This window comes from Streptomyces sp. NPDC055099 (assembly GCF_053607685.1).
Window position 1 is genome coordinate 1 of sequence record NZ_JBSGUA010000031.1, and the last position, 21,783, is coordinate 21,783.

Annotated in this window: 19 protein-coding genes and 4 pseudogenes; 11 read left to right on the plus strand and 12 right to left on the minus strand. The window is 69.2% G+C overall.

Features of this window, described 5'->3' with window-relative positions; genetic code table 11:
- From ACWFRU_RS39520 to ACWFRU_RS39530, 3 genes and pseudogenes are all read left to right on the plus strand, one after another.
- A pseudogene (locus ACWFRU_RS39520) lies at positions 1 to 120 on the plus strand (IS5 family transposase); the annotation flags it as partial.
- A gap of 54 nt (positions 121 to 174) precedes the next feature.
- A complete protein-coding gene (locus ACWFRU_RS39525) occupies positions 175 to 372 on the plus strand; it encodes a hypothetical protein (RefSeq protein ID WP_453693225.1) in 198 nt (65 codons plus the stop codon).
- 161 nt (positions 373 to 533) lie between these two features.
- Complete coding sequence (locus tag ACWFRU_RS39530; RefSeq protein ID WP_453693227.1) at positions 534 to 698, plus strand: hypothetical protein; 165 nt, start codon at positions 534 to 536, stop codon at positions 696 to 698.
- A 716-nt stretch (positions 699 to 1,414) separates the two neighbouring features.
- On the opposite strand, the gene ACWFRU_RS39535 is transcribed toward ACWFRU_RS39530, so the two are convergent.
- From ACWFRU_RS39535 to ACWFRU_RS39550, 4 genes are all read right to left on the minus strand, one after another.
- The gene (locus ACWFRU_RS39535; protein ID WP_453693229.1) at positions 1,415 to 1,864 is read right to left on the minus strand and encodes a DUF2399 domain-containing protein; all 450 of its coding nucleotides are present in this window, start codon (positions 1,862 to 1,864) and stop codon (positions 1,415 to 1,417) included.
- Positions 1,861 to 3,147, minus strand: coding sequence for a serine hydrolase domain-containing protein (locus tag ACWFRU_RS39540; RefSeq protein WP_453693231.1), 1,287 nt, complete (start codon positions 3,145 to 3,147; stop codon positions 1,861 to 1,863). Before ACWFRU_RS39540 ends, ACWFRU_RS39535 begins: the two co-directional genes overlap by 4 nt.
- Before the next feature lie 221 nt (positions 3,148 to 3,368).
- The gene (locus ACWFRU_RS39545; RefSeq protein ID WP_453693290.1) at positions 3,369 to 4,040 is read right to left on the minus strand and encodes a response regulator; all 672 of its coding nucleotides are present in this window, start codon (positions 4,038 to 4,040) and stop codon (positions 3,369 to 3,371) included.
- A complete protein-coding gene (locus ACWFRU_RS39550; protein WP_453693233.1) occupies positions 4,027 to 5,208 on the minus strand; it encodes a sensor histidine kinase in 1,182 nt (393 codons plus the stop codon). Before ACWFRU_RS39550 ends, ACWFRU_RS39545 begins: the two co-directional genes overlap by 14 nt.
- 220 nt (positions 5,209 to 5,428) lie before the next feature.
- On the opposite strand from ACWFRU_RS39550, the pseudogene ACWFRU_RS39555 reads away from it, so the two are divergent.
- Positions 5,429 to 5,530: pseudogene (locus ACWFRU_RS39555) on the plus strand (PAQR family membrane homeostasis protein TrhA); the annotation flags it as partial.
- 1,016 nt (positions 5,531 to 6,546) lie between these two features.
- Positions 6,547 to 6,897 carry a MerR family transcriptional regulator gene (locus ACWFRU_RS39560; protein WP_453693235.1) on the plus strand — a complete coding sequence of 117 codons (351 nt, stop codon included), beginning with the start codon at positions 6,547 to 6,549 and terminating at the stop codon, positions 6,895 to 6,897.
- Between the two features lie 176 nt (positions 6,898 to 7,073).
- On the opposite strand, the gene ACWFRU_RS39565 is transcribed toward ACWFRU_RS39560, so the two are convergent.
- Entirely contained in the window at positions 7,074 to 9,410 is a 2,337-nt protein-coding gene (locus tag ACWFRU_RS39565) for an ATP-binding protein (protein ID WP_453693237.1), read from the minus strand.
- A gap of 765 nt (positions 9,411 to 10,175) precedes the next feature.
- On the opposite strand from ACWFRU_RS39565, the gene ACWFRU_RS39570 reads away from it, so the two are divergent.
- On the plus strand, positions 10,176 to 10,538 hold the full coding sequence (locus ACWFRU_RS39570) for a hypothetical protein (RefSeq protein WP_453693239.1): 363 nt from the start codon (positions 10,176 to 10,178) through the stop codon (positions 10,536 to 10,538).
- A gap of 55 nt (positions 10,539 to 10,593) precedes the next feature.
- Here the strand turns inward: ACWFRU_RS39570 and ACWFRU_RS39575 are convergent.
- The 4 genes and pseudogenes from ACWFRU_RS39575 to ACWFRU_RS39590 form a co-directional block, all read right to left on the minus strand.
- Positions 10,594 to 10,873, minus strand: a pseudogene (locus ACWFRU_RS39575) (helix-turn-helix domain-containing protein); the annotation flags it as partial.
- A 766-nt stretch (positions 10,874 to 11,639) separates the two neighbouring features.
- A pseudogene (locus tag ACWFRU_RS39580) lies at positions 11,640 to 12,186 on the minus strand (integrase core domain-containing protein); the annotation flags it as partial.
- Positions 12,187 to 12,253: 67 nt separating this feature from the next.
- The gene (locus ACWFRU_RS39585) at positions 12,254 to 13,258 is read right to left on the minus strand and encodes a hypothetical protein (RefSeq protein WP_453693241.1); all 1,005 of its coding nucleotides are present in this window, start codon (positions 13,256 to 13,258) and stop codon (positions 12,254 to 12,256) included.
- On the minus strand, positions 13,255 to 13,920 hold the full coding sequence (locus ACWFRU_RS39590; RefSeq protein ID WP_453693243.1) for a hemerythrin domain-containing protein: 666 nt from the start codon (positions 13,918 to 13,920) through the stop codon (positions 13,255 to 13,257). Before ACWFRU_RS39590 ends, ACWFRU_RS39585 begins: the two co-directional genes overlap by 4 nt.
- Before the next feature lie 169 nt (positions 13,921 to 14,089).
- On the opposite strand from ACWFRU_RS39590, the gene ACWFRU_RS39595 reads away from it, so the two are divergent.
- Positions 14,090 to 14,722: a TetR/AcrR family transcriptional regulator gene (locus ACWFRU_RS39595; RefSeq protein WP_453693244.1), complete on the plus strand. Its 633-nt coding sequence runs from the start codon at positions 14,090 to 14,092 to the stop codon at positions 14,720 to 14,722.
- Positions 14,723 to 14,917: 195 nt separating this feature from the next.
- Here ACWFRU_RS39595 and ACWFRU_RS39600 read toward each other — a convergent pair whose 3' ends face one another.
- A complete protein-coding gene (locus ACWFRU_RS39600) occupies positions 14,918 to 15,514 on the minus strand; it encodes a hypothetical protein (protein WP_453693292.1) in 597 nt (198 codons plus the stop codon).
- A gap of 227 nt (positions 15,515 to 15,741) precedes the next feature.
- Between ACWFRU_RS39600 and ACWFRU_RS39605 the strand changes: the two genes are divergently transcribed.
- Both ACWFRU_RS39605 and ACWFRU_RS39610 read left to right on the plus strand, forming a co-directional pair.
- The gene (locus ACWFRU_RS39605; protein ID WP_453693246.1) at positions 15,742 to 17,460 is read left to right on the plus strand and encodes a histidine kinase; all 1,719 of its coding nucleotides are present in this window, start codon (positions 15,742 to 15,744) and stop codon (positions 17,458 to 17,460) included.
- 91 nt (positions 17,461 to 17,551) lie between these two features.
- Positions 17,552 to 18,214: a response regulator transcription factor gene (locus tag ACWFRU_RS39610; protein ID WP_453693248.1), complete on the plus strand. Its 663-nt coding sequence runs from the start codon at positions 17,552 to 17,554 to the stop codon at positions 18,212 to 18,214.
- Positions 18,215 to 18,921: 707 nt separating this feature from the next.
- On the opposite strand, the gene ACWFRU_RS39615 is transcribed toward ACWFRU_RS39610, so the two are convergent.
- Positions 18,922 to 19,044, minus strand: a complete 123-nt coding sequence (locus tag ACWFRU_RS39615) for an alpha/beta hydrolase (protein ID WP_453693250.1) — start codon at positions 19,042 to 19,044, stop codon at positions 18,922 to 18,924.
- Entirely contained in the window at positions 18,990 to 20,036 is a 1,047-nt protein-coding gene (locus ACWFRU_RS39620) for an alpha/beta fold hydrolase (RefSeq protein ID WP_453693252.1), read from the minus strand. Before ACWFRU_RS39620 ends, ACWFRU_RS39615 begins: the two co-directional genes overlap by 55 nt.
- Before the next feature lie 664 nt (positions 20,037 to 20,700).
- Here ACWFRU_RS39620 and ACWFRU_RS39625 point away from each other — a divergent pair.
- The gene (locus tag ACWFRU_RS39625) at positions 20,701 to 21,462 is read left to right on the plus strand and encodes a MerR family transcriptional regulator (RefSeq protein WP_453693254.1); all 762 of its coding nucleotides are present in this window, start codon (positions 20,701 to 20,703) and stop codon (positions 21,460 to 21,462) included.
- Positions 21,459 to 21,581: a hypothetical protein gene (locus tag ACWFRU_RS39630; RefSeq protein WP_453693256.1), complete on the plus strand. Its 123-nt coding sequence runs from the start codon at positions 21,459 to 21,461 to the stop codon at positions 21,579 to 21,581. The genes ACWFRU_RS39625 and ACWFRU_RS39630 overlap by 4 nt, the downstream gene beginning before the upstream one ends.
- Positions 21,582 to 21,783 lie beyond the last annotated feature (202 nt).

The window sequence follows — 21,783 nt, forward strand, 5'->3', positions numbered from 1 at the left end:
CGCTCCGAAGCCATGATCCATCTCGCCATGACCGACCTCATGGCCCGCCGCCTCACCGGCGAGAACACCGTCTCCTGGCGCGACCCCTCACCAGCACATCAAAGCCGCATCTCGGGATGAAACAACAGGATGAAACGACCTCTTACTGCGTCCCGGGCTGTCGTCAGCACAGCCATGGCCAAGCTGCGTCTGTCGGAGCTGGAAGACACTGATACGGCCTGGACGCCAGCAGAGATCGACGAGTACGACCAACTGTCAGCTCAGCATGACGGTTTGACGCGCCTTCTCGCCGACTATGCGCAAGCCGTCACTGAAAGCCTTCCCGAGATCCGGGCCGCGTCGAGTGAACAAAGCAGCCCTGGCGGTGTGTAGTAAAGCGTGTTGCAGCAGCCCGCCTGCGTGCCGGGACGCGGCGCCGCTCGAAGGCGCCTGGGGCCGGGACGATACCGCTGCTGATCTCATGCGCGGGTGGAGATCCTCTCGGACGGCGAAGCGCCCCCGGCCTGCGACCCACAGCAAATGCTTCGCCGCCCGTGGACACCCGGTCGAGTCGCCTCAGCGTCGGCGTGGAGGGCGTGGTCTACACGCTGAGGGACGGACAGGTCATCAAGGTCTGGACCAGTCAGCTGCCGACCGAACTCACCCGCCATGTGTTTGCGGACATCGCACAACACCGCCTGCCGTTCGCCACCCCGTAGATCTCAAGGTCCAAGAGCACGAGGGCGTCGTGGTGACGTAAGAGTGCGAGCGGCACGGCGTCCCGATGCGGGGCGACGCCGCGCACGAGGACTACGAGCGCGAGCTGTCTGTCCACCACAGGAACGCACTGCTTGCCGTCCTGCGCGGCATCGCTTCGGTACCGGGCACGAATGCGATGCGCCTGTTGACCTACGCGCTTCAACGACCCAGCTCGGGCAGGACCATGAAGGCGCGCTCCGCACGCCACTTCTGATTGCTGCCGACGTCCTGGACCTCATCGTGCCGCCACCGCAACAAACCATGTGAGCGATCCACGGAGACGGGCGCTCCCGTAGCCCGACATCGTGAAAGCCCTGCCAGGCACCGGCCACCTTGCAGAACAACCCGCTGGCCGAGCGAACGCCGCCAGACGCGACCGGCACATCCGGTGGTCTTTGCATTCAGATGTCACGACGCCACGCGCTCCACGCGATGCTCCTGACCGGGCCCCGGAAACAGGTCAAGCAGATCTACGAGATCCATGAATATGCAGTTCAAAGGCCCTTTGATGCAGGTTCCAGGATGGCGACGCACTCAACATGCGAGGTCATCGCAAAGGTGTCGGCCTGAGTAGCATGTGGAAAAGACCAGTTCAGAGCAGCTTTCTCAGGTCGTCGAGGAGCGTGAGGACGCCCAGAGCGTCAAATGAGCGTTACGGCCGGCCGGATCAGCCCACTCAACCAGCCTCTTCGATCAGGTCCGCCGATAGGACGTCGGCCACCAGTTCCTCGACCACGGCGGTGCCGTGTTCGGCCATGGCACGGGTCAGCTCGGGGTCCCAGGGAGCTTCGGTAAGGCGGCCCGGCTCAGGTCCGTGCGGTGTGCGGGCGACTGCGGCCCGGTAGTCCGTCGCCGACATGCGCCAAGGGCGGGCCGGCGTCTTGTCCAGGAGATAGGCGGCGATGCGGATGCCTTCGCCGTCGAAATCGCCGTGGTAGCGGAGGAAGGCGCCGTGGTCTGCGAGCAGGCGGAGGAGATGGATGGCCGCGCTGTTGGGCCGGCCGGATGTGCACACGAGCGGAGGGCAGTCCGGGCCGAAGCGGTGTACGGCCAGAGCCAGGATGCTGGGGTTCTCGACGGCGTGGACGACGGGGGGGGAGGGGCGTCCTGCCTCCGCCTGCGTCATTCGGCGGGGCTGCCCGAGGGCTGCGGCTCGCCGAGCATCTGGCAGGTGGCCGCTTCGACAAGCGTCTTGTTCGCGGTGGCGGCCTTCTTCTCCTTGATGCCGAAGTTCGTGCTCGTCAGGACGGCGACGCTGCGCCGACCGCTCGCGTCGGTGTAGAACTCGCTGGAGTAGCCGGGCAGGCCGCCGGTGTGCCCCCAGACGGTGCCGCAGGAGGTGTCGACCCGCATCAGGCCCAGTCCGTAGCCTCCACCCTCCTCGGGAGCGTCGACCGTGGTGCGCATCTGCTTCAGCTGCCCCTCGGGCAGCAGCTCGCCGGAGATCAGCGCGGTCAGGAAACGCTGCCAGTCCTGTGCGGTCGAGACCATGCCGCCGGCCGCCCAGGACCAGCTCGGGTCGATGGCGGAGGTGTCGACGTTGTCCTCGGGGCGTTCGGGACCGGCGAACCCGACACCCTCGGGCAGGTCCACGGTCCCGGCGAGGATGGCCTTCAGGTGCTCGGCATCCGGCTCGTAGCCGGTCACGTGTTGCTTCCCGGTGGTCTCGTCGGTGTCCCAGTCGGCGTTCGTCACCAAGAACGAGTCCTTCATGCCGAGCGGCCCGGTGATCTTCTCCTGGATCAGCTCGGCCAGGTCGCTCCCGGTGGCCTTCTCCAGAATGAGTCCGAGCGCCTCGTAGCCCGCGTTGCTGTAGGAGTACGTCTCACCGGGCGCGGACTCCTGCTGAGGTGTGACGGCGAGGAGTTGCTCCGGCGTCCAGGTGCGCTGCTCCTGGCCGGTGAGCGAGGGCAGGAACTCCGGCGTCAGCAGGAAGTCGCCGAACCCGCTGGTGTGGTTGAGCAGCATCCGTACGGTGATGTCCCCGCCGCCCTCGACCAGACCGGGCAGCCACTTCTCCACCGTGTCGTCGAGGCTGATCTTCTTCTCGGCGACCTGTTGCAGGACGAGGGTCGCGGTGACCGTCTTGGTGTTGGAGCCGACCCGGAACTGGTCGCCGACGGCGATGCGGTGATCGTCGTTCGTCCAGGCGGCCTGCTTCGCGATCTCGACGGGCTTCCCGTCGCCGGAGTCGACCCGGACGATGACGCCCAAGGAGCCGGTGTCGGCCGCCTTCTGCGCGAGGCCGGCCAGCCGGGTGTCGGCCGCCGGGCTCACCGCGCTCCGCCCGACCCCGTCCGGCTCCGCATCCGAACAGCTCACGAGCGCCGCGCCCATGCAGGTCGCCAGCGCCACGGTCAGCACCCCCCGGCGGATCCGGGGGCGGCGGCACGGCGTGTGTATGGACATGACAGGTTCCCTTCGGCGCATGACAGTTGCTCTGTGCGTCGAGGGACCTGGCATCCATCCGTCGAGCGGCCTTCCGGCGGGTCCCGCGCACAACAGCCATTCAGTCAGCGGCGCGCTCCCGGCACATCGCTCGATGGCGGGCTTCCCGCGGGCACGAGGTCACTCCAAGGAATGACCTCGCGGAGCCCGGCACCCCCGCCCGCCCACCAGAAAGGGGCGGGTCAGGACAGGGTGTTCCTGGCCAGCACCGCCGCCTGCGCCCTGCTCTGGCAGCCGGTCTTCGTCAGCACACGGCTGACGTGCGTCTTCACCGTGTGCAGGCTCACCACGAGCCGTTCGGCGATCTCGGCGTTGCTCAGCCCGTCCCGGATCAGACGCAGCACGTCGACCTCCCGCTCGGTGAGGTCCCGCAGCCGGGCCAGCTCCTGATCGCCGGGCCGGCGCCGGCCGCTGAGGTGCCCCTCGATGATGCGCTGGGTCACCGCGGGGCTCAGCGCACTGTGCCCAGCCGCCGCGGCACGCACGGCCCCGGTCAGCTCCTCGTACGAACTGTTCTTCAGCAGGAAACCGGACGCCCCGGCGGCCAGCGCGTCGTCGACGTATGCGTCCAGGTCGAACGTGGTCAGCATCAGCACCCGGCTGCGTCCTGGCCCGGTCAGTCCCCGGCGGCCCAGCTCGGCCAGCGCCCACAGTCCGTCGCGGCGCGGCATGCGGATGTCCATCAGCAGCACGTCGGGCCGCAGCCGCGCGCACGCCTCGACGGCTTCCTCACCGTCGTTCGCGGTGCCCGCCACGGTGAAGTCCGCCTGGCTGTCCAGGATCGCGCTCAGCCCGGCGCGGATGATCGGCTCGTCGTCCACGACGAGCACACTGACCTGCTCAGACACCGGCAGGCTCCCACGGCATCGTGGCCACGACGCGGAAGCCGCCGTCACCGGTCGGGCGCGCGGTGAGTTCGCCGCCCAGCGCCCCCACCCGCTCCTCCATGCTGACCAGACCGAGTCCGACACCCGCGCCGGCCGTTGCGCGCCGCGCCGCGCGGCCGTTCACGACCTCGCACCGCAACTCTCCCGCGACGCCGTCGACACTCACCCGGACCGGTGCCCCGGGCGCGTGCCGACGTGCGTTGACCAGTGCCTCCTGCACGACGCGGTACGCCGCCAGCTGCACCGGCCCCGGCACGGACTCCAGCGCGCCGCCCGTCGTCAGCTCGACCGTCCCTCCCGCGGCACGGTGACTGTCCAGCAACGCGTCCAGCTCGCCGAGGTCCGGCACCGGCTGGAGCGGGATCGCGTCCGCGGGATCGCGCAGCATCCGCAGCAGGTCACGCAGCTCGCCGCTGCTCTGCCGGCCCGCCGTCGCAAGACCGTCGACCTGGGCACGGGCCCAGCCGGGCAACTCGCCGCCGCGGGCCCGCAGGGTCTCCGCGTGCACGACGAGCAGAGTCAGCGAGTGCGCGACCACATCGTGCATCTCACCGGCGATCCGTGTCCGCTCGCGCTGTGTGGCCTGCGCCGCCTCCAGGACCTGCGCCCGGCGTGCGTCGGCCGCCCGCCGCTCGGCCGCGGCCAGCAGTTCCTGCCGGGTCCGCGCGGCGAACCCCATTGCCCACGCCAGCGGCATCGGGGCCAGTGCGGCGAGGACGTCCAGACCGCCCTGGAAGTCGCCGGCGTCGGTCGTCATCCGGTTCAGCCACAGACCGGCCACGCTCAGCACGGTGACGCCGAGGACCGCCGACACGGTCCGTCGCCAGCTCGTGCCGTGGTTGCCCAGGTTGTAGAGCAGCACCGCCAGCGGCAGGAAGACCAGCGGCGACAGCTTGGCCCCCGCACCCGCACTGCCCACCAGCGCCGCCAGCAGGGCCCCGAAACCCACGACGAAGGCAGTGACCGGCAACCGCCGCCTCAGCAGCAGGACCACCACTCCCACCGCCTCGTACACCGTGAGCGACACCCATGCCGCCCCGGCGGTGTCCACGTACGGCTGCGACAGCAGCGGCGGCAGAAACGTCAGCACGACCAACCCGGCTTCAGCGCCCCACCGGGGCCACCTGCCGTCCATCACTCTCATCCCTCCGACACTAGGACCTCGCACGCCGCCCTTCGTCACTCCAAAGAGCCACTCGCACCGCGACACGGCACCATCCCAGTCCTCCGTGTCACCGGCGGAGTCGTGTGGCGCGACCGAGGACCCGGCTGGTGCCGACCCGCGATCATGCCCCTCTTGGGTGCGAGAGGGCGGACCGGCGAAAGCGCGGACAGTGTTCCTCCGCACTCGCTAAGACCCCTCACCCCGCTGGTTCGGCTTCCACGAGGTCTTCCACGCGCTGACCGTGGCAGCCTTCTGCGCGCACTACACCGCCATCTCCCTGGCCGCCTACTGACCGGCTCGGCCTGTACCTGCGACGGGGGCCAGGGGGCGGCCGGAGCCAACTAGCGCAGCAGCCCTCGAGTCGTCGGTGGGGTGGTCATCCTCGCCCGTCGCGGGGCGGCGCTGCCTGACAAGGACGCCTATGAGGAGCCCTCATGGTGCGCCGGGTCCATAGAGAATGCGCTCCATCCGGCCCGGAGACACCCCGAGACGTCTGAAGGACGGCGACGTCGGTGTGGGCCGCTTCGAGATGCGTCGGACAGGGGTTGCACCGTCCGACCCCCGCTGCACGAGGTTGAATGCCTCACCGCCGAACACGCGAAAATCTCAGTTGGTCAGAGTAGACATTGGGTGGTGGTGTGGTTATGGTTTCTCTCGTAGCCGAGATCGAGCAAGGCCCGGCAGAGACGAACTGCCGGGCAGAAGTACCCGTATTCGCAGGACGGTGCGGTGGTGGAGTTTCGGAGCCAGAGCGGTTGCAGGACGGCGACGGGACTGACGACCGGACCGGGTGGCCCGCAGTGATCAGGGGCCGCCATGAGCAGTTCGCAGTACCCAGCAGTGAAATCAAGTGAGCAGCACCCTGGTGAAGGCGTCGGCTGCGGGCGCGCGCACCGGGAAGTTCGGCAGTGGGGTTCTAAGCCAGAGCAGATGCAGGAGGGGCGACGGGGCTGGCTGCCGGAGAGTGACGCTTACTCAGGTCACCAGCAGTTCGCATCACCAGTAGTGCCAGTAATACGCAGTTTCTGTTCGACAAGTAGTTGATCAAGAGGGAAGAACGGAGGAGCCGAGCGCCATCAGGATCGCCCGGGCGGACGTCTTGAGCCCGGGTACCGCAGGACATCGATAGTGAGGTGGTCTCCGGTCAAGCAACCGCGATCCCCGCAGTCCCGACAACTTCCAGGTCGGGTCGGCGGAAACAGAAGGCCGGTGCAGTATCAGGGCCGGCAGATGGTGTAGCAGTTCCTTCGGGGCCCGGGTGCCACACGGCACCCGGGCCCCTCCACGCGTGTTACCAGAGAGGTGCAGATGACAGCAGACGACTCGTTCAACCGTCTCGATGACGACGACTACCCCGCCTACACCATGGGCCGGGCCGCCGAGATGCTCGGCACCACCCAGGGCTTCCTGCGCGCCATCGGCGAGACCCGCCTGATCACCCCACTGCGCTCCGAGGGCGGCCACCGCCGCTACTCCCGCTACCAACTACGCATCGCCGCCCGCGCCAGGGAACTCGTCGACCAGGGCACCCCCATCGAGGCCGCCTGCCGCATCGTCATCCTCGAAGACCAGCTCGAAGAAGCCCAGCGCATCAACGCCCAACATCGCCGCCGCACCGCCACGCCGCAGAACACCACGGCCGCCAGTTGGGACGGATGAGAGCCTCGACTTCGTCGCTGCTCCCCTTTGCCTACTGCAGCAGTTACAAATTACCCCGAGGTTACCCCGAGGCGTTGGTGACGCCACGTCGGCCTTCGCCGTCACCGAGTAGGACAAGCTGACAGGGCGTTTTGCATTGTGGGCCTCAAACAGCTTGCGATAGCGCTGAGCCGCGCCTACGGGGCTTGCTGCGCCCCCGGCTCGTCGCGCATCAGGGCGGCGATCTCGGAGCGGGCGGTGAGGCCCAGCTTGGCCAGGATGTGTTCTATGTGGGTCTCGGCGGCGTGCTTGGCGATGGCCAGCCGCTTGGCGATCCCCGTGTTCGACAGGCCCTCCGTGACCAGCGCGGCGACTTCCCGTTCGCGGTGTGTGAGCGCGTCGCGCGCTGCCTGGATCGCCGTGTCGCGGTTGCTCACGGCGAACTTCACTGCGGCCGGTCGGGGCAGTTTCGCGCCCTGGCGGTGCAGCAGCACGTAGTGCTGGTCGCCGAGGGCCTGCCGGGCGGTGGCGTCGAACTGGGTGTGCGGGGCCCCGAGTTTGGGGTTGCCGACGAAGGGCACCGCGCCCGCCAGTGTCCATGCCGCGTCGGCCGCGCCGAACAGGCAGGCCGAGCGGGGATACCGGGCGTCCTGCGCGGCGACCCAGGCCAGCAGGCTGAGTGAAGCCCCCTGGCCGAGCAGGTCGTCGCGGGTCAGTTGGAGTTCCAGGGCCCGGAGCCCAGCCTTGCCGGCAGCGGCGGTGTCCCCGGAGAGCACGTGGGCGATGCCCATGGAGACGAGAGTGAACGCCGTGAGGTAGCTCTCCTCGCTGCCTTCGCCGAGCAGATCGAGCGCCTCGGCGAAGTCGGCGAGGCCGGCGTCGAGATCGCCGCCGATGGTGTGGGTGAGGCCGCGGCGGAATGCGACCCAGCACAGGCCGGCGGCATCGCCGACCTCCAGGAGCACCTCGGTCGCCCGACACAACAGGTCAAGGCCCGTGCCGAGTTCGCCGCCGTAGGCCAGCGCGATCCCACGGCTCATGGCGGCATGTCCGGCAAGGCGCCGGTCGCCGAGCCGATCGGCGACCTCCTGTGCCTCGTCCGCGAACCGTCGTGCCGCCGCGTGTTCGCCCCGGTAGGTCGCATAGGTGCAGCTCCACACCAGGGTCGCGCACCGGTCAGCGGACGGCTCGGGCGCGCGCTCCAGCGCCAGGTCCATCCAGTGGCCCGCTTCACGGGGCTGCCCGGCACAGGTCCAGTACGACCACATCACCGCTGTCAGGGCCACCGCGTCGGCACGGTCGCCGTCGAGGGCGTAGCCGAGGGCGGCGCGCAGGTTCTCTCGTTCGGGCACCAGGGCCCAGTACAGCGCCACCTGCTGGGAGGTGAGGAATCGGTCGGCGAAGTGGCGCAGCAGCGCCGTGTAGTGGGCGACGTGGCGGCGGCGGCAGGCGTCGCGTTCACCGGCGGCCGTCAGCCAGAAGGCGCCGTACTCGCGGATGGTGTCGAGCATTCGGTAGCGGTCACCGTCACCGGTGGGCACCCAGGACAGGATCGAGGCGTCGGCGAGCGCGGTGAGGAGGGACGGGATTCCCGCGGCGGGGAGCAGGTTGTCGGCGCACACCCGGCGTACGGCCGCGGTGTCGAAGGTTCCGGCGAACACCGATGTCCGCGCCCACAGCAACCGCTGCTGCGGCGTGCACAGTTGGTTGCTCCAGCCGATCGCCGTGCGCAGCGCCCGGTGCCAGGGCGGAAGGGCGACGCAGGCCGCCGCTTCCGTTCCCTCCAGCACGGTCAGGCGGTCGTCCAGGCGGTCGGCCAGTTCGGCCGGCGGCAGCTCGCGCAGCCGTGCGGCGGCCAGCTCGATCGCGAGGGGCAGTCCCTCAAGGCGCCGGCACAGTCGCACCACGTCGGGCTGGTTTGCCTCGGTGACCGCGAACCCGGGCACCACGGCGGCGGCTCGCTCGGCCAGCAGCACCACGGCGTCGCTGCCGGCCGCCCCGGGGTCGTCGTACTCGGGGACCGGCATGGGCTCCACCGCAAGAACACGCTCGTCCCACGCGCCCAGCGGGCGGCGGCTGGTGGTCAGAATGCGCAGCCCCGGCGCGGCGTCCAGCAGCACCCGCGCCGCCAGCGCACAGGCGTCGGTCAGGTGCTCACAGGTGTCCAGCACCAGGAGCAGCTCCCGCCCCGCCACATAGTCGGCCAGCACGTCGATCATCGGCCGCCCGGACTGGTCGGCCAGCGGCAGCGCTTCGGCGATCGCCAGGGCCAGCACCGAGCCCCTGCTCAGCGGAGACAGTTCCACCCACCATGCCCCGTCCCGGAAGGACGGCTGCAAATCGGCCGCGGCCTCCACCGCCAGCCGGGTCTTGCCCACACCGGCGACGCCCGTCAGCGTCACCAAGCGTTCGGTGCGCAACAGCCGCCGTACATCCCCCCGCTCACGCTGACGACCGATCAGCCGAACCGCGCGCACCGGCAGATTCCCCACCCGCCGCTCGTCCTTCTTCCCGCCGCGCTCCTCCGCCGTCACGACACATGCCCCCTCGACCTGCCCCGGCGCCACCGACGGGACGAGGCCATCCTGCGCGCCCCGGCCGTCCTCCGTGACCGGGAGTGAGAAAGCGTCCGGATGCGGAAAGCAGCGGTTCATGACAGCTCAGGAGACGGCCTTCCGCGCGCAAGCCCGGTCATCACCTGCCTTGCGGGGGGGCGCTGTGCCTAGTTTGGGGCGGGCGCCAGACGAATCCCGCCGGGCCGGCCGATCCGGATCCGTACTGGTGAAGCTGTTGGGGTGGTCGGCGGCCTCGCTGGGGGTGGAGGTCGTTATCCGCCACCGGATACGTCCCGCTGGGTGCAGACCGTGAGGGCGCTGGACTACCGGATGCTGTCGAGGATCTTCGAGGCCCTGGTGCGGCGGTTCTCTTCTTCCGTCCGGGCCCTGTCGCGTTCGGAACGCTGCCGGTTGGCCTCCCGCGCGGCCGAACCCAGGACGGGCGACACCCGGTGGGGTGCCATCGCCTGGCGCGCTTGGAGGGAATCTCGGTGTCGTTGAGGCGACGGCAGATCGGGCTCGGTCCGAGTCCTTCCTCGTCGTGCCACCTGAGGATCAGGGCCGCCTCGATGTCCCTCTCCTCGTCGAAATCGACCAACTCGCCGTCCGGCCTTCGGGCACATCGGGACAGCGGTTGACGCTAATCGGCAGGGGCTGGGTCTGGAGTTGTCCCGCTTGGCCCAACAGCCGCCGGACAGAGGGATAATGTCGGTTGTTCCTCCCCCTCGTTGATAGGTCCGGATCATGCCCTCCGAGAAGTCCGCCCCGATTGTCACCGCCGAGGATGCCGCAGCGGCCGCGGCCGCCACGATGGACTACTTCGCCGCTGAGGCGGACCGCTGTCGGGCCGAGGTGGAGAAGGCACAGCAGGCGCTGGCCAAGGCTGAGCAGCGCCGCGGTGAGATCGTCGGCGGCGCCCGGATGACCGCGGGGGAATCTGTCGCGGTGCACGCCAGGGTGCAGGCCCCGGCATTCGAGCTGACCCGCGCCCTGCTCAACGGCACCACCACCCAGACCCGGGAGGACTACCAGGCCATCCGCGATCATGCCGACTCGGTCAGACGCGGCCTGGTCACCGATGGCTACGCCGAGGTCCGACTGTCGTAACGCACCACGCGCGGACGGCGGACGGCCTACCGTAGTTGCTCGACATTCAGGTGGGGCCGTTGCGCCGCAGGAGCTTCCGGACACCCTGGACCGTGTACGAGATATGAAACCGGCTGCCGATCACCGTCTTGATCCGCGCCAGTGTCCACCGCTGGTCCTCCCCGCCGTGCGCCAACGGCCCCTTCTCCAACTCCCGCTCCAACTGGTCGAACTGCCGCTTGCCAAGCCTCGGCGGCGACTGGCCCCTTTGACTCCAACGCCGCCGAGCCACCTTCCTGCCAGGCCCGGCGCCGCTGTTCCTGGGCAGTGAACCCGCCCCCCTGCGCGTATCGCACGGAAGAGGCATACCCACGGATCGACAGCTCTCAGCACCTACGACAAGGCGAGTTCAAGCGGAGTAACGACCACACCACCCGAAAAGAACATCTCTCGAACTCACAAGTCAGGCACCCTCTACGGGTCACTCACGGCTTGCGAGGCGCTTCACGCGGTGCACTTCAGAAAACAGGTCGACCGATCCAGCCGAAATCCACGAGATTTCGGAGAAACTGCAGGTCAGACACGCTTCTCGGCCGGTTCGAGAATCGCCACACATTCAATGTGCGAGGTCATCGGGAAGATATCGGCCCGGAGCCATGCAGGAAAGCAGCAGGTCAGACATGCTCTTGAGTCTCGTATGAGAGCCCCCGGGCGCCCAAAGCGTCAAATGAGCGTCACGGCCCTGCGTCGGTCGGCACCGGAACTCGGTCCGTCGTGGCCCCCGTGGGGGGGCAGTGCCTCCATCGGTACGAAGTCTCACGCCGGTGGAGTCACGTCGGTGCGCCCAGTGCGTGCATGAGTCCCGTGGTCGCAGAGGCAACGTGATCGAAAATCGCTGATGAGGCCGCTCCGGGCCTCAGAGGCTCGCCCGCCTATTGCATGCCGCCCGGGGGCGGAGCCAGAGCCACCTACTTTGATCATCTTGGACTCGAACATGCCGTGGGGTGTCTCCCCTTACAACGCGAGCGTCGACCTGCTCAAGACCCTCCGGTCGACGGGTGTGCCAGGCGTCGCCGCTCCCCCGGACGGGTATGGGGGCGCAGACCGTGCAACGGACGCTATCTAGATGTATTGACCCGAAGCGTTGTTCACACGGCTGATTGGTGGCTTGCCGCCGAGTGCGGTGTGGCAGCGGTGGTGGTTGTAGGTGTGGAGGAAGTCTGCCAGGCCGCTGTCCGCTCGTTGTTCGAGGTGTAGGGCCGCAGGCAGGCCCACTCGTCGAGCAGGGTGCGGTTGAAGCGTTCGACCTTGCCATGGGTCTGCGGCCGGTGAAGCCGGATCTTCTTGTGTGCGATGCCGCCGCAGCAAGGGCTCGGGTGACGAGCTTCGTCTTGTAGCAGGCGCGGTTGTCGGTGAGGACACGCTCGACGATGACGCCGTGTTCGGTGAAGTACGCGTTCGCCCTTTGCCAGAAGGCGATCGCGGTGTGCTGACGCTCGTCGGGCAGGGCCTCTCTGTAGGCCAGCCGGGAGTGGTCGTCGACGGCCGAGTGAATGTAGCTGTAGCCGATCACCGGACTGCGGCTCTTGCGCTGGGTGGTGGTGGCTTGCCGGTTGCGGTCACCGGCCGCCCTGCCGACGGTCCGCCAGCCGGGCGTCGTCGGGATGTTGTTCCTCCCGCCCGTGCGCGACAGGACGCTCATCGCCGCGGTTCGAGCGCTCTGGGCCGGGGCGTCTTCACATGCCGTCGGATCGCCTCTCGGATCCTTGCGCCCGGTCCCGGGCGGCGAGGTCGCGCAGGCGCGCAGTTGTGCCGTCGCGCTGCGCGCGGCGCAGGCCCCGTTTGGCCAGCAGGCCGTTGGCCACGGTCGTGACCATCCTGTTCTGCGGCGCTGTCATGCCCCTCGATGTGTGGGGTGCGTAGAGGGCCCGTCCGTCCTCGACGGTCAACCAGCCGGTGACGGTGCGCATGCTCAAACCGACGCACTGCGGTTGGAAGCTGTGGGCGAGGAATCCCGCTCGGCGGCCGCCCGGTGGCAGCAGTTCGGACGATGCGGCGAGGCGCAGGCCGGTCTCGTCGTGTCCGGTGACCGTCACCGGGAGGATGACGGGGTGGCCGTCAGCACCCTGGTAAGCCAGCAGGCGATGAGGAAGGGCGGCGATCTGCCGGGCGAGCTTTGCGACGGGTGTCCGCGGGGTCGTGCCGTTCCTCGGCGGTTCCTGTTCGGCGGGATGCCCCGGCCAGGAGGCGCCCGTCACGGTTACACGTCCACTCGCCGAGAGATCGGGCCAGACGGCGATGCGGTCCGGGTGAACATCGACGAAGACCCGGTTCTGGTGGTACTCGCGAAGCAGCCAGTCCCATACACCTCCGCGCCTGGTCCGCCCGAGGAACGGCTCGGAGGCGTCCATCAGCCCCGCCAGTCGCTGCGCCGAGGGCTGAAGGTCCACCTCTGCTCGGCCCTGGGCGAGGACGTAGTGGCTGTGGGTGGCGAACCCGTGCTCGCGCGTGTGATAGGCGAGACTCACGCGTGGGTTGCGCAGGATGCGTTCCAGTTTCTTCGGGAAGCCCAGCGAGGTGGTGAAGCTGACCTCGTTGGCCGCCCGGTCCGCGAGCCCCACCGGTGAGACGCTGGTGACCACCGCGCCTCCGGCCGGGGTGAGGTAGGCGGCAGCGACGGTCAGGTCGCCCTTGAATGCCTCGTAAGCCGTGTCCGGCCACGGGAGCCGAGTGGAGCTCACGAGCCGTCGCCTCGCAGGACTCGCAGGTCGGCGGCGGCCTGGCTGCGCAGGGCGGGCAGCAACGACTTCACCGGGGGCGGCATGTTCACGAGCATCGACTCCACCTCGGCCGGCGTGCCGGCTTCATCGAGGAATCCGATCATCAGATGCCCGGCCACCGGGGGTGTGCTGGCGATGACTCTCTGGGCGAACTCCTCCCACTGCGCGGGTGTGATGCGCCGCAGGGCGGGGAGCAACAGTGGTTCCTCGTGGGCCAGGTGGTCACGCACGCTGTCGCGCACCGCGACGGCCGCCTCGCGCAGTGCGTGCCGGCTGTCGCCGCTCAGGCTCTCGCCGCCGGGGCCTTCCGTACCGGTCAGATCGACGGAGGCGAGGCGGTCGAGTGCCCTGTCCAGGTGCTCGTGTTCTTCGCTGAGTTCGTCCAGTGCGCCCTTCGTGTCCGGCGCCGCTGCCAGGATGAGCGGCCACAGCCATGCGTCTTCGGCCTCATGGTGGTGACGCAGGTTCGCCACGATGAAGTCCCTTAGCTGCCCGAGTACTTGACGCGGCACGGAGGATCGGCCGACGGCGTCGACGAGCAGTCCGGTAGCCAGTCTGTGTGTCTCATGGGCGAGCCGCGTTTCCACGATGGCTTGCGCGTCGGACTCGGCATGCATGGTCATGTGTGCGGAACCTTCGCGTAGGAGTGCACGGTCTTCCGGGCAGGCCCCAAGACCCTGAACCGCTCCGGCGGGACGAGGGGAAGAGACTTCAGTTGCCCGTGAGGTCTCCATTTCAAGTTACATGCTCTGCAATGAAGTTATCCACTCTGGCGTCCGATAGGCTGCCGACATGCCCGAACAGACTCGGAGCTATCGGTCAGCACGACGTGAGCAAAGCGCGGCTCAGACCCGACAGGACATCCTGGAGACCGCGCGCGACCTTTTCATCACGCATGGCTATGCGCAGGTGACGATGGGGCAGATCGCTCGCTCGGCCGGTGTCGCGACCAAGACGCTGTATGCGAGCGTGGGCACCAAGACTCAGCTGCTGCACGCTCTTCTGGCCGTTGACGTGGCGGATTCGAAGACCACCGGGCTGCATGACGAGGTACTCCGAAGCAAGGACCTCGCCTCCGCGATGACCTGCCTGGCGCACGGAATCCGCAGCAACACCGAACGCTTTGCCGCATCCATAAACCTGCTCCACTCCTCGATGGCCAGCGATGACAAAGCGCGGCAGGTGTGGGAGTACGTCGTCGCGCAGTACCGCCAAGCGCTGCGCGACATCGCGCAGCACCTGGTCGCCCTCGGTGTGGTGGCTCCTCATCTCGACGTGGACGGTGTGGCGGACCGCCTGTGGCTCTGCTTCGGACTGTCGGCTTGGCGATCGCTTGTCGTCGACTGCGGCTGGAGCTACGACGACGCGGAACGTCTGCTCGCCCGCCAGGCGGTGAGCATGCTCGAAGACCCCGGCCCGGCATAGGCGCGGGGGACCCGTCGAGCTGCCGCACAGGCTACGGCCCCAACGGGAGCGCCTGGGGCCGCAACGGCGCCGAGGCCCGAAAGGTCGCGGCCCGTGGCTGTTCGAGGCCGGTCCGGAGGTATCCGGCCATGGGCCTGGAGCCTTCCCACCGGCGACATGGCCCACCTGCCCCGCGCCGGCGCCAGTCTCTTCGGGTCAACGGTCCTGGAACGTGTCCAGGGCCACGGCCTGGGCGACGGCCAGGCGGGGGTCCGGCCCGGGGATGAGGATGTCGACCACGTAACGGTCCCGCAGACCCCACTTCCTGTCCACCTTCAGCACCTGCTTGCCCCCCGTCTCGAAGTCGAAGTGGTACGGCCACAGGAACGGCACCAGGTCCAGCGGCAGGAAGTCCCAGACGCGGCGGAGCACGGCCACGAACCGGTTACGCTCCCGGCCGACGGCGGACGAGAATCCGGGCTGGTCCAGCACCCAGGTCGAACGCACCAGGGAGGCGATGTCCTTCTCCTCGAAACTGCCGACAAGGCCGCCCTCCGCGTCCCACACGTCGTAGCCATCACCGGCGCCGCGAAGGCCGCGCTCCTCGATGGTGAACAGCACGCGGGTCCCGGAAAGGCCGGCGTGGAAAATGATCTTCTCCTTGAGCGAAAATCGCTTCACCTCGGCGCAGGCCAGGACCTCGCCCTCCGAGCCGTCCGGCATCAACTCGCTCACGGTGTAACGGCTGGCCTTGAGACGGTTCTCCTGCCGAACGGTGAAACGTCTGCCGGTCCACTGTCCCGCACTGTCCACTGTTCCGCTCCCGAAGCCGTCGTTCCCTGTGCCGCCGCTGAGTGCGTCCGGCGGAGCCATCGTCACCGGACCGCCCGCCCTGCGGCAGTCTCCATAAGTCGTCACCCGTAACGACCAAAGAGGGCAGGAATCCCAGGAACCGTGGCCCCCCGACCCCCCCTTCGTCGCGCGCGACCGCACCGAAGGAAGGATGCGGGCGTCAGAGGGCAGCCCTCTATCGTCTGCACGTGGATGCTGCAGAAACTCCCCGTACCGGACCGTCGTTCCGCTTCCGTCTCGCCGCCGCCTCCCCCTGGCCCCGGAGGCGGATCGTCGGCGAGGCCGTGCTCACGCCAGTGCTCTCCGGGATCGCAGGCATCCTTCGTACGGCGGAGACCGGCTCCCTGGTACAGGGCGGGGCACTGGCCCTGGTCGTCGCCGTACTGTCCCTGGCGCGTCGTGCCCTGCCCGCGTCGGTACTGCTGGTCGCGTCAGCCCTGGCTGGCACCTTTCCCGGTGCGTTCGTCCTGCTGCTCTGCGCCGGCTGGTCCGCCGGCAGCCGCATCGAGCGCCCGGCGCGGGCACTGGCCGCGTTCACGGCCGGTCTCGTGCTCCACCTTGTCGCCGGCGTGGCCACCGCACCAGATGAAGACCTCGGACTGTCGGTGCTGGTGACCGTCGCACTTACCGGGGGTCCGTTCCTGGTGCTGGCGGTGGTGCCCGGTTTCGCCGCCCGGTACCGTGCCCAGCGGCACGCCCTGCTGGACGCCCTACGGCGGCACAACGCCCAACTGGTGCGCGAACGGGCGATGGTGGCGCGCCAGGCCCGGCTGCTGGAGCGGCAGCACATAGCCCAGGACATGCACGACAGCCTTGGCCACCAACTTGCCCTGATCGCCGTGCACACCGGGGCACTGGAGGTGGACCCGGGGCTCAACGACCGCCAGCGGGAAGGTGTGGGCGTCCTCCGGGAGGCATCCAGATCGGCGATGCGGGAGCTGCGCGAAGCCGTGGGCATCCTGCGCAATGACGCGGAGATGTCCGGGCCCGGTCCGCAGGGAGCCGGGCCCTCCTCGGACCGTGCCGCGGTTTCTGTCGAAGGGCTGGTCGCGTCGTCGCGGGCGGCGGGCGCGACAGTGGAACTGCACCGCTCCGGCGCCCAGCGGACCCTCACCCCCGCTGTCGACCGGGCGGCGTACCGCATCGCTCAGGAGGGACTGACCAATGCGCACAAGCACGCGCCGGGCGCCCCGATCACGGTCGCGCTGCGTTACGAACCGGACAGCCTCGTAGTCGAGGTGGCGAACGGCCCAGTACCGGCCGGGGTTCCGGCTGCACTCCCCGCGATCAGCGGTCAACAGGGGCTGACGGGCCTGCGGGAGCGGGCCCGTCTGGTCGGCGGCATGGTGCACACCGGCCTCACCCCCGACGGGGGGTTCCGCCTCGCCGGTGTGCTGCCGTACGCCGGTGGCGAGCGGCAGTCCCCTCCGGGCGGCGCGACTTCGGTGGCTGCGGACGACGACTTCCGAGGGCAGATCGGCGGGGCATCGGCGGGAAATGGTGGTGGCGTCCTCGAACGCTCCGTACCGCACAAGGAGTTCACCGCCATCATGAGCAGCAAGAAGAACGCCGCCCTGGGATGCGCTGCCACCGCCGTGGTCCTCGTCGTGGGCGTCGGCGCCCTTCTGGTGTGGGGGGTGTCGAAAGGGATCGACGAGTTGGAGAAGGGGGCCATACCGGCGAGCGTGTACGAGTCGGCTCGAGTCGGCGAGGCCGAGGCGGACCTGCGCGGGAAGTTGCCGGAAGGCGGCTCGTTGCTCACCGACGGCGTGGAGAAGCAGGGGCCTGCGCTGCCCGATGACGCGGCCTGCAAACACTTCGTGGACGACGAGAAGGACATCGTCTACCGGTTCTGCTTCCGCGGCGGGAAGCTCGCCTCCAAAGTGTCCTACACGTGGAGCCCCTGACCCGAGGTCTGTGACCGCGCTCCCGGCCGGATCGGGCATGATGAGCCGGCCTGTTGTCCGCCTGTCACACCGATCCCGCGCAGGAGACCGCATGATTCGGGTTCTCATCGCCGACGACGAGCCGCTCATCAGAGCAGGCATCAGAATGATCCTCACCTCCGCCGGGGACATCGAGGTCGTCGCAGAGGCACGGGACGGCCGGGAGGCGGTGGACACCGCCCGGAGCACCGCGGTCGACGTGGCCCTGCTGGACATCCAGATGCCCGTGATGGACGGGCTGACCGCGCTGGCCGAACTGGGCCGTGCCGCGCCGGGGGTACGGGTGCTGATCCTGACGACATTCGGGGAACGTGACAACGTCCTGCGGGCGCTCGGCCACGGCAGTGCGGGCTTCCTGCTGAAGGACACCGCCCCGCAGGAGCTGATCCACGCAGTCCGTGCGGCGGCGGTCGGCAACGCATACCTGTCCCCGGCCGCCACCCGCCACGTGGTGGACACCCTCGCCTCCCCCACCGCCACCGTGCGTGGCGAGGAGGCGCGCCGCCGCCTGGCCGGGCTGACCGCTCGCGAACGCGAGGTGCTGGCCCTGCTCGGCGAAGGACTGTCCAACGCGGACGCCGGCGCCCGCCTGCATATGAGCGAGGCGACGGTGAAGACCTACGTCAGCCGCGTCCTCACCAAGCTCGACTGCGACAACCGGGTCCAAGCGGCGCTCCTGGCCCGCGACGCGGGCCTGGAGCCGTGCGCAGAGTGAACCTCAGCGCCCCGGCAAACCGTACGTGGAACGGGTCCCCGAACTCACCCTCAGAGATGAGCCCGTGAACCGGACTACCCGGATGCCGAGGTCCCGCTCACCATCGTCAATGCGGTACGCCATTGCCGACCGGTTCCGGTCCAGCACGTCGACCGCGACGGACGCAGTACCGGCGCAGAGCCCTTATTCCGTTACCGTCGTATTGCTGCGGGCAGTGGCAGCCGTTCGCCTGCCGGTTACCGCCGCGATCGAGCCGGCGGTGCTGCCTGTTCCCGGACGAGTACTCCACTGGGCTCGCTTCGCACAACGCAGGTTGAGAGTCCGCAAGGTAGGGACGGTGCGGAGCTGGTGACCGCGACGCTCTCGTAGCGATCACCTTAGTGGCTACCACGGGCTGCACCTGGCGGCAGCTGCCAACTGTGTTCGGTCCGGCCGGCCAACTGTCTACCGACGCTTCACCCTCCGGAGCCAGGAACGGGTCTGAGCCCGGCTCCGCCGTTGTCCTCGACGAGCTGAGGTCCCGAAGGGAGTTGGACTGGTGGCGGTGCGCGGTCGACTCGGTCAGCGGGGCCGCAAAAGGGAGCCTTTGACCGAGCCGAATCCGACCGATCACAGCAAATTCGGTACGGAGATCCACCAGCGCCAAGGCTCCGGCCCCCGAGGAGTGAGGGCGATCCGTTACCCCCGGGGCCGGATCGTCACGAGTTTCAGCCAGCCGGGCAGAGGGCGTCCGCCTTCGGCATCTTCCCGTCGACGAGGTAGCGCGTGGTGGTGTTCAGCGCGCAGAGGGTGTCGCCGTCCACATAGACCCCGTGACCGCTGTCGTCCACGCTGACCAGCCGGGACCGGTCCGCGAACTTCTGCCGCAGCAGCTTTTTTCCCCCCCGACATGCGGGGTCGGCACGTCGCGCAGGTTCTGGACGAGCAGGATGTTGCGCGGCCCGTCGTCGTCGATCGCCACCGGCTTCTCCGCCCGGGCGTACGGCCAAAACGCGCACGGGAGGATGTCGGCGGCAGCGGCGCCGAACATCGGGTAGCGCGCACGGTCCTCCGCCACGCCATTGCGGTAGGTGTCCACGCTCGTCGGCCACTTGACGTCGTTGCAGGTCACGGCGAGGAAGACGGAGAGCTGGTTGTCCAGGGACGGTGGGGTGTCCGCCGTGCCGTCCCCTTGGTCCGCCGGGCCGCTCCGGGCGACCAGAGTCCGCAGGTCCTTCGCGTCGCCGCCGCTCTTCATTGTCTGCCAGAGCTGGGCCAGCTTGCTGTACTGCACCTCCTTGAACAAGAAGCTGAAGGTGATCTGGCGGAGCATGCCACCGTCGAACCCGTCGACCGGCTTCTCGTCGAGCCGCTCGGCGAGGGTGAAGTAGGTCCGGCGGACCTCGGCGGGGGTGCGGCCGAGACCGTAACTGTCGTGGCGCGCGGCCGCCCACCGGGCGAAGTCGGGGAACGTCTGCTCCACCCCGAGCGCGAAGCGGCGCATGCCGTCACGGTCGAGGTGGGTGTCGCCGATGTTGCTGTCGAGCACGATGCGGTCGGAGCGCTCGGGGAACATCGACGCGTAGGCGGCCCCCAGCGCCGTGCCGTAGGAGTAGCCCAGGAAGCTGGTCCTCTCCTCCCCGAGAGCCGCCCGAATGGGGTCCAGGTCGCGTGCGGTGTTGGCCGTGGTCAGGTGGGGCAGCACCCCGTCCTTGTCGCGCTCCGCGCACTGCTCGGCCACCTTCTTCACCACCTTCGCCCGCGCGGTCACCGCCGCGTCGTCGACCGCGTACGGCGGGATGTTGGCGAAGTACGGACCCTCCGGAGTGAATCCGCAGGCCACCGGTGCCGAGCGCCCGATGCCGCGAGGGGCCCATGCCGATCACATCAAAGGTGTCCAGCACCTCGGAAGGGATGCCCCGGTTCGCCAGGAAAGCCGGCTGGGAGAGACCGGAGCCGCCCGGACCGCCCGGGTTGAGCATGAGCGTGCCGCGCCGCTTGTCGGGGTCCGTACTGGCCAGCCGGGAAATCATCAGCTCGATCCGGCCGCCGTCGGGGTCGGCGTAGTCCTTCGGTACGGGCACGGTGCCGCACTCCAACACGACCGGCGCCGCCTCGGCCGCCACGTCCTCGGGGCAGGTGCCCCACCGAACGCTGGGTCCCTCCTTCTCCTCCGCGCCCGCCGGTCCCGCGACGAGCGACCCGCTCAGGCCGAAGCCGAGGGCGACCGCCAGGGCCGCGCTCCGCCGGATACCGCGTCCTCGCGTCATATCCGCATCTTTCCCATGCGCTGGTGGTGGGTTGGCCGCGCCCATCGCACTCACTGCCCCAAGGGCACAGTCAAGCCCGCCCCGCGAGATGATCCGTAGTGGCCGGGGAACGATCCGGCGGCCAGGGGCAGGGGGAGACAGGGCCCTCCCGGCGGACGGGTCGGCCGGGCGGCGCGCGCCGCCCGGCGACGCAACCCCGGAAGGCGACGGACGACGGACCCTTGGAAAGGGACTCTCGTGACATGGAGCACGCGCCAGCTGGCGGAACTCGCGGGCACGACGCTCAAGACAGTCCGGCACTACCACAAGCTGGGTCTGCTGGAGGAGCCGGAGCGCGCACCGAGCGGCTACAAGCGGTACGACGTACGGCACCTGGTCCGGCTGATGGGCATCCGCCGGCTGACCGATCTCGGCGTGCCGCTCTCCGACATCCCCACGGTGGCCGCCGCCGACGCGCGGTCCAAGGAGATCCTGCGCGCCCTGGACGCCGAACTCGCGGCGAACATCGAGCGCCAGCAGCACATGCGCCGCCAACTGGCCGCGATCCTGGAGGACGGGGCCTCGCTCGGCCTGCCCGCGGGCTTCGGGGCCGCCGCCGCCACGCTGCCCCAGGCCCAGCAGGACCTCCTGGTGGCGTCCTCGAGCGTCCTCACGCCGACGGCGATGTCCCTCATCCGGGACCAGTACACGCGCCCCCGGGACAAGATGGACGAGGAGTTCGAGCACCTGGCGACCGCGGTCCGGGCCCAGCGCGCGGACCGGACCGCCCTCACGGACCTGGACGCCGCGTCCCGCCGCAGCGGGAAGCTCACCCGGTCCGTCGTCACCCAGTCCGTGGCGGCGTTCTACAACGAGGCCCAGCTCGACGTCGTGCGCCTCCTGCACGGCCTCCTCCAGAAAGAGGAGGCTGAGAGGGGCGGGACGGGTGAGACGATGCGTGCTTCGAACAGCGCATCACCCGCGCACTCAAGGCCCTCGTTGAGGCGTGCAAGCCCGTGACGCTCGGTACCTTGCGGTGCGAGCTGGAAGGGCTGCCGACGTTCGGGCGGCAGTCGCGCGCGGTTGACGACCGCGGCGCCTCGGTCAACGACCGCGGCATGGACGAGGTGCTGTGGTGAGCGACGTCCCCGACGCGGTCTTGCCGCTGCAGGCCCTTCCAGTGGCAGCACACCTGGGGCGCCGGTAGCCATCTGACGAGTTCGTGCACGGTAGGCGGTGAGACATCGGCCCTCGGCCGCCGCGAGCACATGAGCGACGCCATCCAAGCCGTCGCCGGCCTGCTGTCTCACCAGCAGACCGTGGACCTGAAGCCGACAGGGC